We start from the raw sequence: 12,666 nt of genomic DNA, 5'->3' as shown, positions 1-12,666 counted from the left end.
CGCGTGTTCAGTCGCGCAGCCGGTCCAGCGCCTGGTCGAGCGTGGTGGCGGCCATGATCAGCGACAAATGCGTGAACGCCTGCGGGAAGTTGCCCAGTTGTTCGCCGCTCGGGCCCACCTCCTCGGCGAACAGGCCGACGTGGTTGGCGTACGTATGCATCTTCTCGAAGGTGTAGCGGGCCTCGGCCAGTCTGCCGGAGCGGGCCAGCGCGTCGACGTACAGGTAGGTGCACAGGCTGAAGGTGCCTTCCGAGCCGCGCAGGCCGTCCGGGGAGGCGGCGGGGTCGTAGCGGTAGACGAGGCTGTCGGAGACCAGCGTCCGGCCCATCGCGTCGAGCGTCGACAGCCACGTCGGGTCCTTCGCGCCGAGGAAGCCGATCCGCGGGACGAGCAGCAGCGAGGCGTCCAGGACACCGCCGTCGTAGTGCTGGACGTACGCCTTCACCTCGTCGTTCCAGCCGCGGTCCATCACCTGCTCCAGGATGGTGTCCCGCGCCCGGGTCCACCGCGCGGTGTCCCCGGGCCGGCTCCAGTCGCGGGCCAGCCGCAGACCGCTGTTGAACGCGGCCCAGCACATCACCCGGCTGTACGTGAAGTCCTTGCGTCCGCCGCGGGTCTCCCAGATGCCCTCGTCGGGGCGGTCCCAGTTGTCGGCGAGCCAGTCCAGGGTGCGGGTGACGGCCTTCCAGGCCGCGTAGTCCGCCTGGATGCCGATGTCACGGCCCTCCGAGAGGCCGTAGAGGGCCTCGCCGTAGATGTCGAGCTGGAGCTGGTCGGCGGCGGCGTTGCCGACCCGTACGGGGAACGAGCGGCGGTAGCCCTCGAAGTGGTCCAGGATCTCCTCGCCCTGCAGGGGCGTGCCGTCCACCCGGTACATGATCTGGAGCGCCTCGCCCTCCTGGTCCAGGCGTTCCAGCAGCCGTTCGCGCAGCCAGTGGGCGAACGCGGTCGCCTCCTCGGCGAACCCGAGGTCGAGCAGGGCGCGCAGCGACAGGGCGCCGTCCCGTACCCAGGTGTAGCGGTAGTCCCAGTTGCGTTCGCCGCCGACCTGTTCCGGCAGTCCCATGGTGGCGGCGGCGACCGGGGCGCCGGTGGGCGCGTAGGTCAGCAGCTTGAGCGTGATGGCGGAGCGGTGCACCATGTCGGGCCAGCGGCCCCGGTACCGGGAGTTGCGCACCCAGTTCTGCCAGAACTCGACGGTCTCCGCCATGTTCTCCTCGGTTCCCGGCACGGTGGGCGGCGGCGGTGCGCCGGCGTCGGGACCGTCCACGGTGAACACGGCCACCGCCGTCTCGCCGGCCTTCAGGGTGACCGTGCTGCGGACGTCGTCGCCGTCCCGTTCCAGGGGGAAGGTGGACTGCAGGAACGCGCTGATCCCCGGAGCGCGGAACGCGGCGCCGTCGGGACCGACGGTGAGTTCGTGACCGGCCCGCCCGTAGTCGAAGCGCGGGCGGCACTCCAGGGCGTATTCGACCGTTCCCCGGACGGTCCGCGCGGTGCGCACGAGACGGTGCCGGGCGGAGGCGGTCCCGGACCGGTCGGGGGGCATCCAGTCGAGGACCTCGCCCACTCCGTCGGGTGACATGAACCGGGTCACCAGGACCGCCGTGTCCGGGTAGTAGAGCTGCTTCCAGGTGCCTTCCGGGCGGGAGGGCGCCAGCCGGAAGAAGCCGCCGCGGTCGTGGTCGAGCAGCGCGGCGAAGATGCTGGGGGAGTCGAAGCGCGGGGCGGCGAACCAGTCCACGACGCCCTTGGCGGAGACCAGGGCGGAGCACTGGAGATCCCCCACCAGACCGTGGTCGGCGATGGGCGGATAGCGGTCCATGGTGATCCAATCTCGAGGATCCAGGCCTCTTCACTATCCGGCATGCCGGTCGCGCGCGCTTGTCCGCCCGTGGGGGGAGCGGCGGCCCGGGCGGTGACGTGCCCGGGTGAGCCGGGGCGGGGCCTGTGACGTGCCCGGGGAGCCGTGGCGGGGGCGGTGAGGCCCCGCGGCGCCCGCGAACCGAGCCCCCCGGAACCCACGGTTGCCGAACGCCGGTCCGCCGGAGTTACTGGAGGGGACCGCTCCACGTCGACGAGGCGCGCGCCGGTGTCCCGGGAGGTACCCGCATGGACCTGATCCACGTGCGCCTGGTGAGTCCCGCCCGGCTGACCGACGCCGTGGCCTCCCTGCTCGCGGCCGACCCCCGCGTCGTCAACCTCGTGGTCCAGCCGGGCATCGCGCGGAAACCGGAGGGCGACGCCCTCTCCTGCGACGTGCTGACCGGAGGGGCGAACGACGTGCTGCGCGGTCTGCGGGAACTGCGTCTGGACGAGGTGGGCTCCATCGTCATCGAGCCCGTCGACATGGCGATCGCCGGACACGCCCTGACGGCCGCCGCCGGCCGGCCCGGACTGCTGTCCCGGGCACCGGTCTGGGAGGAGGTGGAGGCCCGCATCCGCGCCCAGGGCACGTACGCGCCGAGCTTCTACCTCTACCTGGTGGTCGCCGGGCTCATCGGCGCGGTCGGCATCGTCACCAACTCGCAGATCCTCATCGTCGCGGCGATGGTCGTCGGGCCCGAGTACGGCGCCATCGTCAGCGTCGCGCTGGGCATCGACCGGCGCTCGGGGCGGCGCGTCCGCGAGGGGCTGACCGCCCTGACGGCCGGGTTCGCGATGGCCATCGCCGTCACGTTCCTCTTCGGCCTGCTGATCCGCGCCTTCGACCTGCAGTCACGGGCGTTCGAGCTCGGTGTCCGTCCCGTCTCGCATCTCATCTCCACCCCCGACTTCTTCTCGGTGGCGGTCGCCACGCTGGCCGGGATCGTGGGTGTCGTGTCCTTGTCCGAGGCCCGGACGAGTGCCCTGCTGGGCGTCTTCATCTCCGTCACCACGATCCCCGCCGCGGCCGACCTCAGCGTGTCCGCCGCGTTCGGGAGCTGGGCCGAGGCGCGCGGAGCGATCATCCAACTCCTGATCAACGTCGCCGTGTTGATCGTGGTGGGCGCGCTCACGCTCCGCGGGCAGCGCGCCGTCTGGCGCAGGGTCGGCCGGCGTGAGGCGCGGCCCGCCGACCGGTGAGGGCCGCGCCGGCGTGCGAGGACGCGCGGAGCGGGGGCGTCCGGTCGGGCCCGGGGAAGTGACAGACTGAGGCCATGGACGAGCGCGCATTCGACAGGTCTGGCCAGCATGCTTCCGTCATCGGTCTCGGCACCTGGCAACTGGGGGCCGACTGGGGCGAGGTGAGCGAGAAGGACGCCCTGGCCGTGCTGGAGACGGCGGCGGAGACGGGGGTGACCTTCTTCGACACCGCCGATGTGTACGGCGACGGGCGGAGCGAGGAGACCATCGCCACGTTCCTGCGCGGCCGGCCGGACCTGCACGTCATGGTCGCCACCAAGATGGGCCGCCGCGTCGACCAGATCCCCGAGAACTACGTCCTCGACAACTTCCGTGCCTGGAACGACCGTTCCCGCCGCAACCTCGGCGTCGACCGGCTCGACCTGGTGCAGCTCCACTGCCCGCCGACGCCGGTGTACTCATCGGACGCGGTGTACGACGCCCTCGACACGCTGGTCGAGGAGGAGCGGATCGCGGCGTACGGGGTGAGCGTCGAGACGTGCGAGGAGGCGCTGGCCGCCATCGCCCGCCCGAACGTGGCGAGCGTCCAGATCATCCTCAACCCCTTCCGCATGAAGCCCCTGCGCGCGGTTCTGCCGGCGGCCCGGGAGGCGGGCGTCGGCATCATCGCCCGGGTCCCGCTGGCCTCCGGGCTGCTGACCGGCAAGTACACCAAGGACACCGTCTTCGGTGCCGACGACCACCGGACGTACAACCGTCACGGCGAGGCCTTCGACCAAGGCGAGACCTTCTCCGGGGTCGACTTCGCGACGGGCGTGGAGGCGGCGGCCGAGTTCTCCGCGCTCGCCCCCGAGGGGTACACCCCGGCCCAGCTCGCCCTGCGGTGGATCGTCGCGCAGCCCGGCGTGACCACGGTCATCCCGGGAGCCCGCTCACCCGAACAGGCCCACGCCAACGCGCAGGCCGCGAAGCTGCCGGAGCTGTCCCGCGCCACGCTGGACGCCATCACGGAGCTCTACGACCGGCGGATCAAGGACCAGGTGGAAAACCGCTGGTGACGGCGGAGCGGGCTGCGGCGGCACGCACCGGGCTTCCCGGAACCCGTGCCGCCGGGTCCCGCGTCGGCTCCGCTGCCGCTGCCGCTGCCGCTGGTGCTCAGCTCGTGGACGTCCCGCGCGTCGCGAGCGCGTCGAGCTGCCGGTCGTGCACGCGGCTGAGCACCAGCACCGAGACGGTCGCGCCGATCAGGGCGCAGAACATGTCCCACTGGGTGTCCCACACGTCCCCCTGCGTGGCCAGGAAGGCGTCCGCGCCGTGCCCGCCGATCACCGCTGCCGCCCACTCGAACATCTCGAAGAGGGCGCTGAAGGCGAGGCACGCGGCCACCGTCAGCGGCGCCAGCCACCTGCTGCCGCGCAGCGGTGACGTCCGGCTGAGCATCTCCCGCACCAGGACGGCCGGCACGAAGCCCTGCATGAGATGCCCGAACCGGTCGTACGGATTGCGGTCGAGCCCGAACGTGTCCCGCACCCAGTCGCCCAACGGCACCTGCGCGTACGTGTAGTGCCCGCCCACCGCGAGCACCAGCGCGTGCGCGGCGAGCAGGCAGTACAGCAGGTTCGTCAGCGGGAAGCGGCGCCGGCTCAGCACCACCACCGGCAGCCCCACGAGCACCCACACGGTCTCCAGCAGCCAGGTCATTCCGTCGTGGGCATGCCAAGCGGAGAGTGCCATGCCCGCCACCACCACGGCGAGGAGCGCGGCGGGGAGGGCGCCGTGCGGGGCACGGTCGGGGAAAGCGCGGTGCGGGCCGGTCGGTGCGAGGGCTGATCCGGGCATGGCGGGCTCCTTCGTCCAGGTGGCCCCATCGTGGTGGAGCGCCGGGCCTCCGGCATGAGTACGGGTACTCACCCGGCCTGCGTGCCATCGCCGGCCGGGCCCGCGCCGCGCGGTCGGCTCACTCCCGGTTCGCCGCCCCGCGCAGGGCCGCGATGGCGGTGCCGATCGCCTGCTGGAGCTCCTCCAGACGCTGCACCATGTCGTCCTCGTAGATGTCGTCGGCGTCGTCGAAGGTCAGCTCCTCGAACACCTTCGTGGCCTTCTGGAGGCTGCTGTAGAACTTCGTCCGGCGTTCCTGGACGCGCAGTTCGGGGTCGGCCTCCACGGTCTCGACGACGAGGTTCTTCATCGTGTCGTACGCCTCGGTGGCCCACTCGCCCGCGTCCTCCCCCTCGTCGAGCTCGTCGAGGAGCGACAGATGCCGCTCGGCCTCGGAGCGCAGCTCGGCGGGAGCGTCCAGGGTCTGTCCGGCCGGCGTCCTGATCTGGCCCTTCTCCGCGATCTGGCGGACGTATCCGATGCGGTCGGCCGCCCTGTTCTCGGTGGCGACCGCCTTCTTCAGCTCGTCCGTGCGGGCGATGTCACGGGCCAACTCGGTCTGGAGCGCGGGGTCCTCCTTCACCCGGTCCAGGAGGGCGGCCCGCGCGGCCTTCGCCGTCGAGGGGTCGGCGAGGATCGCGGCCCGCAGCGCGGTCGGGTTCTCGGCCACCTCCAGCGCCTTGGTGGGACGGATGCCCTCGGCCTCGGCGGCCTCGCTGATGGCCGCGCCGCGCTCCGAGGCGGCACTGGAGCGGGAGGCGTAATAGGCCGACCAGGCCTCCCCGTCCGGCAGTTCGACGTCCGCGCCCGGCATCAGGGTCTCGAAATGGGGAACCAGTCCGTCGTCCGCGGCCCTGTCCCAGGCCTTGTAGTACCGCATGACCCGCTCGGGCGAGCATCCGGCCAGGTCCGCGAACTCCTTCGCGGACACCTTTCGCGTCTCCTCGGCCGACTGACCGCCGGGGCGGACGCTCCGCGCCACCTTGAGCGCGAAGGCCCAGCCACCGTTGCGCGCGTAGGCGCCGAAGTCGTGCGCATCGCGCTCGACGGGGTCCGGAACGCCGGTGCGTGTGACGGCGTCTTTGGACGAGGTGATGGCTTCGGTCACCGGGAACTCTCCTGGGGTGGTGGGGCGTTGATGTCACGGAGGATGAAGCTATGGCCTAAGGTCTGCGTGGAATCAAGGTGACACTCGGAGACCGCGGCCCAGCGGACACCCCAGTAAATCCGAAATGTGCAAGCCCAGAAACGACGCGATGTGATGACCTTCACCCCGATGTGGCAGAAAGTGATGAATTCCTTACGGCCGTGTCACGTACGGGTGTGTATTGGCCATCGCGCGACCGCGGGAGGATCTTTCGTGCGACCGTTCACTCTCAACTACGCCCGGCCCTCAGGGCAGTCGGCCGCAATACCCCCGTACCACTTCGACGTGTCCCTGCAACTGAACGTGCTGCCCGACGGCAGACCGGCCGTCAGCGATCACGCACTGCTGATGGCGACCGGCACCACGACCTCGACGGCCGGTTCTCAGACGCACTTCGACGACTGACGGATGCCGCGCGCATGACGGTTCTCATACTCACGGCCGAACAGGACGTCACCGCCGACATGGTGGTGGCCAGACTGCACGAGCGGGGCGTGCCCATGGTGCGCCTCGATCCCGCGGACCTGCCCGGCAAGGCGGTCCTGTCCGCCGACTACGCCCACGGTGACTTCGACGGCTACCTGTCGGTCAACGGCCATGTGCTCAGCATGGGAGGCCTGCGCTCCGTGTGGGTGCGCAGACCGGGAGAGCCGGCGGCCCATGCCGCCGAACCCTCCGCATGGCTCACCGCCGAGACCAGGCAGGCCCTGTTCGGCATGCTCTACTCCGCCTCGACCCGGTGGATGAACCACCCCCGACGCGCCGAGCAGGCCCGGCACAAGCCCTGGCAGCTACGCGTGGCCCACAGCAGCAAGTTCGCCGTGCCGCCCACCGTCATCACGACCGCTCCCCGGGTGGCCGAGCAGTTCGTCCAGGAGCACGGGGACGTGGTGGTGAAATCGGCCTCCGGTCCGCCGCCCGGCCAGCCCCCGGCGGCCCTGCCCACCACGCTGGTCGGTCCCGGCACGGACTTCTCCGGAGTCGCGGCCGGGCCCGCCCTCCTGCAGCGCTACATCCCCAAACGTGCCGACATCCGGCTCACCGGCATCGGCACCCGGCTGTTCGCCGCCCGGAAGGCCGCCGAACCCGGTCAGGTCGACGGCCGGTTCGGCGAGACGGAGAACGGCTGGGAACCCACACCGGTGCCCCACCGCATCGCCCGTTCGGTCCACGACTACCTCGCCTTCACCGGACTCGCCTACGCGGCCTTCGACTTCGCCGAGGACGCGGACGGCATCTGGTGGTTCCTGGAGTGCAACCAGGGAGGCCAGTTCGGCTTCATCGAGCTGGAGACCGGACAGCCCATCGCCGACGAGGTCGCCGTGTGGCTGGCGCAGCGCAGGCCCGGCCTCCGCATCCCGGAAGGACACTGACATGGGTAATCGGTGACGGCCGGTCACTCCGCTCCCGTCCGGAAGGAGTCGAGGACGGCCTTCAGCGCCTGCCGGTCGGCGGCGCTGTCCCAGTCGTCCGCCGGGGTCGTCCAGCGCAGCGAGAACCCCCGGTGGTCGCCGATGAGGAAACCGCGGCCGAGGGTGCGCACCCGCACACCCCCGACCACGGAGTACCACTCCATGTCGGCGCCCTTCATACCGTGATAGGTCACCGGCCGGATGGCGCCCACGCGTTCGTAACCGGTGGACACGGCACGGAGGTTCGGCTCCAGGTCGCTCCAGACGGCGACCGGGTCCGGACCGAGCTGGGTGCTGTACGTGACGGCCAGGGTGCGCGCGTCGCCGCTCGCCCCGAACGTCACCCGGTAGGCGAGATCGTCGGAGGACTGCGTCTCGACGGGTTTCCAGCCCTTCGGCAGCGCGACGGAGAAGCCCTGCGGCGCCCGGTAGAGGGAGAAACCGGGCGGCAGCGCCGCACCGGCGGTGGCCGAGGCGGAGGGAGTGGGGGAGGGGGACGGCTTCGCCGACGCGGTGGGTGTCCGTTCCGCGGGCGCGCCGCCGGCGCTGGGGGCCCCGGACGGCGCAGCGCCGGCGGACCGTGACGGCGCCGTGCCGGACGCGGCGGTGTCGGCGCCGTCCGATCGCCCGCTCATCGAGGCGAACACCAGCGCGCCGGCGACCGTGACGGCGACGGCCGCGCCCAGCAGCACCGGCCGGCTCAGGGGCAGGCCTCCCCGGGGGCGCACCGGTCGCCCCGGCCCCTCGTCCTCCGCGTCCCGGCCACGGTGGTCCCCGGTGGGGCCGAGGAGATCGGGCAGCGGCTCGGGCGGTGTGGTGTCCTCCAGGTTCTGCCGCAGGATGCGTGTCAGCGACTCCCGCACGACGGCCTCGGGCACCCGCTCCACGGGGTCCCAGCGCAACAGGCCCAGAATGGCGGGCGCGAGCGGGCCCGCGTCGCGCGGGGCCCTGACCGGCAGTCGCTCCACCGCCCGGAGCGTGGCCTCCGCCTCGCCCCGGTCCTGTACGACCGGCCGCCCCTCGACCATCGCGTACATCATCGCGCCCAGCGCCCAGAGATCGGCCGGGGGTCCGCCGGCCTCGCCGCGGGCCTGCTCGGGAGAGGCGTACGAGGGAGCGGTGACGCGCGGCGCGTCGGCGGAGGCCGTCATGCCGAAGCCGGTCACGGTGACCCTGCCGTGCTCGTCGGACCACACCTGGCTCGGGCCCAGTTCGCCGTGCGTGACTCCCTCTTGGTGCGCGGCGGTCAGGACGTCGAGGACGCCGAGCCCGATGGCGGCCGCCCGCACGTGGTCGACGGGACCGTGCAGGAGCAGCTCGGACAGCGGGGCACCCTGGGGGCGCTCCGTGACGGTCCACACGAAGCCGGGCTCCTCGACCACCTCCAGGACCGCGGCCACTCCACCGTGACAGGCCGGGCCCAGGATCTTGGCCGTGCGCAGGATCCGGTCGGCGGCGGGCTCCGGCGGCTCCTCGCCTCCCTGCCCGGCGGCACGCGAGGAGGTCAGGACGACGGGCCGGCCGAAGGCGGTGTCCTCGCCGTGCCACAGGGCCCGGCCCTCCTCGCGCAGGAAGACGTCGAGCAGCCGGTATCTCCCGGCGATCAACTCGCCCGAGGAGTCTTGCGCCTTGGCCATCGTCATCCCTCGTCGTGTACCGGACACTCTCCTTTCCCAGAAGTACGCGGGAGGTGACGAAGAGTGTTCAACGGGAGACGGCTGGAGATGAGTGTTTTTACCCGGACGCGTCGTCGTCGCGCGTCCGTACGAACAGTTCAGGCCCCGGTTCCCGGTCGGTTCACCGCTCGGCCTCCTGGTCGCGGTAGCCGAGCGAAGGTGGCTGTCGGCATCAACTCGCCGTTCAGTGGCGGTAGTTGCCGTGATGGCCGGAACGGGAGGGCGCCACGGTCGCCGGGGCGTGGACACCGGGGGGCCGTCCGGGAAAGATGCCAGATGCACACAACGCCGCCCGCCCGCCGATCCCGGTTCGTTGCCCGCAGCCCGCAGCCCGCAGCCCGCAGCCCGCAGCCCGCAGCCCGCCAAACGCCAGCCCGCCAGCCCGCCCCAAGCGTCGCCCGCCGCCCGTCGCCCGAGCCACCCGGAGGCCGTCCGTATGAGTGCCCGACCGCTGCCCCAGAGCCCGCCCGCCGAGCAGGGAGTCGACGCCTCGGGCATCACGGCGTTCCTCGACGCCGTCGAGGCCCACCCGGAGATCGAACCGCACAGCCTGATGATCCTGCGTCACGGGCACCTCGTCGCCTCCGGCTGGTGGGCGCCGTACACGCCGGAGCGCCTCCAGCTCCTCTACTCGCTCAGCAAGAGCTTCACCTCCACGGCCGCCGGATTCGCCGTGGCCGAGGGCCTGTTGGACCTCGACCGGACGGTGATCTCGTACTTCCCGGAGTTCGAGGCCGACATCACCGATCCGCGCAGCCGCGCCATGCTCGTGCGGCACGTCGCGGCCATGGCCAGCGGCCACCTCACCGAGACCTGGGCCGACGCGATGCGGACGGACCGGACGGAGGCGGTACGCGGCTTCCTGCTGATCCCGCCGGACCGCGACCCCGGCACCGTCTTCGCGTACAACCAGTCGGCCACCTACACGCTCGCCTCGATCCTCCAGCGCGAGACCGGTCAGTCGCTGACCGAGTACCTGCGGCCCCGCCTGTTCGACCCGCTGGGCATCGGGGAGACCGCCTGGACGCGGAACCGGGCCGGCCGGGAGATCGGCTTCAGCGGACTGCACGCCGCGACCGACGCCGTCGCCCGGCTCGGGCAGCTCTATCTGGACGACGGCGTCCGGGACGGGCGGCGGCTCCTGCCGGCCTCGTGGATCGCGGAGGCGACCCGCGCGCACGTCGCGAACGACGACGGCACTCCCGACGGCGCCCGCTCGGACTGGCAGCAGGGCTACGGACTCCAGTTCTGGCGCGGACGCCACGGATACCGCGGCGACGGGGCGTTCGGACAGTACTGCGTCGTGCTGCCCGAACACGACGCCGTGATCGCGACGACGGCGGCGACCGACCGCATGCAGGAACTGCTCGACCTGATGTGGCGTCATCTGCTGCCCGCGTTCGGGACGACGCCGCCGCGGGACGCGCGCGAGCGCGACGCGGCACTGAGCCGACGGCTCGCCCGGCTGGCCCTGCCGCCGGTCGAGGCCGCGCCCGAGCCCACCGAGCCCCTGGACACCTGGGCACAGGAGGAGTTCCGGCCCGCCGGAGGCGTCTGCGCGGCCCAGCGGAGCCTGACGGGTGTGCTCGTCGCCGAGGGGGAACAGGGCACCCGCGTCACCCTGGCCGAGGGGGACCGGAAGCTGGAGCTGCGGCTCGAGAAGACCGGCTGGAGCGTCGATCCCGGCCCGACGCCCCTGGCGGTGAGCGGTGGCTGGACCGGCCCCGGCGCCCTGCGGTTCGACGTGATCTTCCTGGAGACCCCGCACCGGCTGACCGTGGAGTGCGTCCTCCCCGGCCGCACCTTCACCGCCCGCTGGCACACGACCCCGCTGCACGCCCCCACGTTGGAGTTCCTGCGAGCACCGTCGCGCACGCCGTCAACCGGTCCCCGGAAAACGCCACACCACGCCACCCCTTCCGCCACGTAGAGATATCCACCACGATGTATAGGCCGAGGTCCTGACGGGCGGAAGCGGGCCTTTTGGCCCGTGCCGTCCGCGTGCCTGCCGGGCGGAGAGAACCGACTCCGGGGTGATGCATGACGAACCTGATGTGGACGCGGAGCGTGGAGTGGCTGGCCGCGGCCGCCACCGACCCGAGGGCGTGCAAACGCGACTGGGACCAGGGGAGCGGCGGCGTGCTCCTGGAGGCCGGGCGCTACTGGGACGTGCTGAGCGTGCCCGAGCAGCTCGGCCTGCTCGCCCTCGACATCCTGTGGTCCGACCCGGCCCGGTTACCGGGGCCCACACTGGTCGACTGCGCGGCTCAGCGCGTGGGCTTCTTCCTGCCGCCCGACCCCGCGAGCCGGTGGGAGGGTTCGGGGCTCCGCCATCTCGGCCGGGGCTCCTGGGTCGCCGTACCGCCGCCGTACCGTTCGGCGGGGCCGCTGGAGTGGATCGTGCCGCCCGACGGGACGGGCGCGCTCCATCCCGCGCTCCCGCTGGAACTCGCGCTGCGCCAGGCCAACGGCACCCTGGCCGTCCTGGCACCGCCGGCCGGTCAGCCGGTTCCGTAGACCGGTGGGCCAGTCGGTGGGCCGCTCAGCCGGTTCCGTAGAAGTGCGCCTGTCCTCCGCGCCACTTCACCCAGGCCGGATCGTCCAGCAGATCCTCCGCGTCGGGCAGTCCCGCCCGGCCGAGGAACTCCAGCAGATCCTCGTCCGAGAACGCCACGCCGAGGTTCTCACCCCGCGCGGTCACCTCACGGCCACTGGTATCCAGGGCCGGATGCACAACCAGAGGAGCCCGTCCGGACATACATCCAGGATCGTCCCTGGCGCCCCGCCGCGCATCCCGGCGGACGGATCGCGGACCGATCGCGGACCGATCACGACGGACCAGGGCCGGATGACGGTCCGACGCGGGCCGACACCGCACGCCGTACGGCGTGAAAGTGGTTGTATTCGATACCAGTACGGAACCAGTGCGGAGTGCGAAGTCCCGTTCCCCGGGTGAGGAGCTTTCGATGAGCGCCATGGACCTGCCAGCGATCGAAGCGGAGCGTCAGCGGATCAAGGACGCCCATCTGGCGGCGGAGAGGCCGCGGAGCACGGCACGCGGCGTGCACCATGTGGCGCTGCTCTCCGCGGACGTGGAGCGGACCGTACGGTTCTACCAGGGAGTCCTGGGCTTCCCCCTCACCGAGATGATCGAGAACCGGGACTACAAGGGCTCGACCCACTTCTTCTTCGATCTCGGCAACGGCAATCTGCTCGCCTTCTTCGACTTCCCCGGACTCGACCTCGGCCCGTACGCGGAGGTCCTCGGCGGACTGCACCACCTCGCCATCTCGGTCGACCCCGCCACCTGGCGCGAACTGCGCGACCGGCTCGACGCGGCCGGGGTCGAGTACATGGAGGAGAGCGGTACCTCGATCTACTTCCGCGACCCCGACGGCGCCCGGATCGAACTGCTCGCCGATCCGCTCGGCGAGATGTACGGCAACAAGGTCCTCTGAGCCGGGTCCTGTGGGACGGCGGCCGGAGC

Annotated in this window: 12 protein-coding genes; 7 read left to right on the top strand and 5 right to left on the bottom strand. The window is 71.9% G+C overall.

Annotated features, from left to right (window positions below):
* Positions 1-7 precede the first annotated feature (7 nt).
* Positions 8-1,831 (bottom strand): glycoside hydrolase family 15 protein, encoded by a 1,824-nt coding sequence (locus ACZ4TO_RS02730; RefSeq protein ID WP_382780831.1) that lies wholly within the window; start codon positions 1,829-1,831, stop codon positions 8-10.
* Between the two features lie 281 nt (positions 1,832-2,112).
* On the opposite strand from ACZ4TO_RS02730, the gene ACZ4TO_RS02725 reads away from it, so the two are divergent.
* Positions 2,113-3,066: a DUF389 domain-containing protein gene (locus ACZ4TO_RS02725; protein WP_385038381.1), complete on the top strand. Its 954-nt coding sequence runs from the start codon at positions 2,113-2,115 to the stop codon at positions 3,064-3,066.
* Between the two features lie 74 nt (positions 3,067-3,140).
* Positions 3,141-4,124 (top strand): aldo/keto reductase, encoded by a 984-nt coding sequence (locus tag ACZ4TO_RS02720; protein ID WP_468023209.1) that lies wholly within the window; start codon positions 3,141-3,143, stop codon positions 4,122-4,124.
* A gap of 97 nt (positions 4,125-4,221) precedes the next feature.
* Here ACZ4TO_RS02720 and ACZ4TO_RS02715 read toward each other — a convergent pair whose 3' ends face one another.
* The gene (locus ACZ4TO_RS02715) at positions 4,222-4,905 is read right to left on the bottom strand and encodes a DUF2238 domain-containing protein (RefSeq protein ID WP_468023208.1); all 684 of its coding nucleotides are present in this window, start codon (positions 4,903-4,905) and stop codon (positions 4,222-4,224) included.
* Positions 4,906-5,023: 118 nt separating this feature from the next.
* A complete protein-coding gene (locus ACZ4TO_RS02710) occupies positions 5,024-6,052 on the bottom strand; it encodes a hypothetical protein (RefSeq protein ID WP_382779904.1) in 1,029 nt (342 codons plus the stop codon).
* A 252-nt stretch (positions 6,053-6,304) separates the two neighbouring features.
* Between ACZ4TO_RS02710 and tgmA the strand changes: the two genes are divergently transcribed.
* Together tgmA and tgmB are read left to right on the top strand one after the other, a co-directional pair.
* Positions 6,305-6,496 (top strand): putative ATP-grasp-modified RiPP, encoded by a 192-nt coding sequence (tgmA, locus tag ACZ4TO_RS02705; RefSeq protein WP_382779907.1) that lies wholly within the window; start codon positions 6,305-6,307, stop codon positions 6,494-6,496.
* A 14-nt stretch (positions 6,497-6,510) separates the two neighbouring features.
* Positions 6,511-7,464 (top strand): ATP-grasp ribosomal peptide maturase, encoded by a 954-nt coding sequence (tgmB, locus tag ACZ4TO_RS02700; RefSeq protein ID WP_361675142.1) that lies wholly within the window; start codon positions 6,511-6,513, stop codon positions 7,462-7,464.
* A gap of 23 nt (positions 7,465-7,487) precedes the next feature.
* On the opposite strand, the gene ACZ4TO_RS02695 is transcribed toward tgmB, so the two are convergent.
* The gene (locus ACZ4TO_RS02695) at positions 7,488-9,140 is read right to left on the bottom strand and encodes a protein kinase domain-containing protein (protein ID WP_468023207.1); all 1,653 of its coding nucleotides are present in this window, start codon (positions 9,138-9,140) and stop codon (positions 7,488-7,490) included.
* Between the two features lie 475 nt (positions 9,141-9,615).
* Here ACZ4TO_RS02695 and ACZ4TO_RS02690 point away from each other — a divergent pair, with 475 nt between their 5' ends.
* Together ACZ4TO_RS02690 and ACZ4TO_RS02685 are read left to right on the top strand one after the other, a co-directional pair.
* A complete protein-coding gene (locus ACZ4TO_RS02690; protein WP_468023206.1) occupies positions 9,616-11,109 on the top strand; it encodes a serine hydrolase domain-containing protein in 1,494 nt (497 codons plus the stop codon).
* A gap of 110 nt (positions 11,110-11,219) precedes the next feature.
* Positions 11,220-11,696 (top strand): hypothetical protein, encoded by a 477-nt coding sequence (locus ACZ4TO_RS02685; RefSeq protein WP_382779914.1) that lies wholly within the window; start codon positions 11,220-11,222, stop codon positions 11,694-11,696.
* A gap of 25 nt (positions 11,697-11,721) precedes the next feature.
* Here ACZ4TO_RS02685 and ACZ4TO_RS02680 read toward each other — a convergent pair whose 3' ends face one another.
* Positions 11,722-11,880, bottom strand: a complete 159-nt coding sequence (locus ACZ4TO_RS02680; protein ID WP_384241284.1) for a hypothetical protein — start codon at positions 11,878-11,880, stop codon at positions 11,722-11,724.
* A gap of 265 nt (positions 11,881-12,145) precedes the next feature.
* On the opposite strand from ACZ4TO_RS02680, the gene ACZ4TO_RS02675 reads away from it, so the two are divergent.
* Positions 12,146-12,637, top strand: a complete 492-nt coding sequence (locus tag ACZ4TO_RS02675; RefSeq protein ID WP_385038366.1) for a VOC family protein — start codon at positions 12,146-12,148, stop codon at positions 12,635-12,637.
* Positions 12,638-12,666 lie beyond the last annotated feature (29 nt).

It is taken from the genome of Streptomyces sp. NPDC028298 (genome assembly GCF_055565895.1).
Note: the sequence above shows the minus strand (reverse complement) of the source record. Positions and strands in the feature narration are given on the sequence as shown.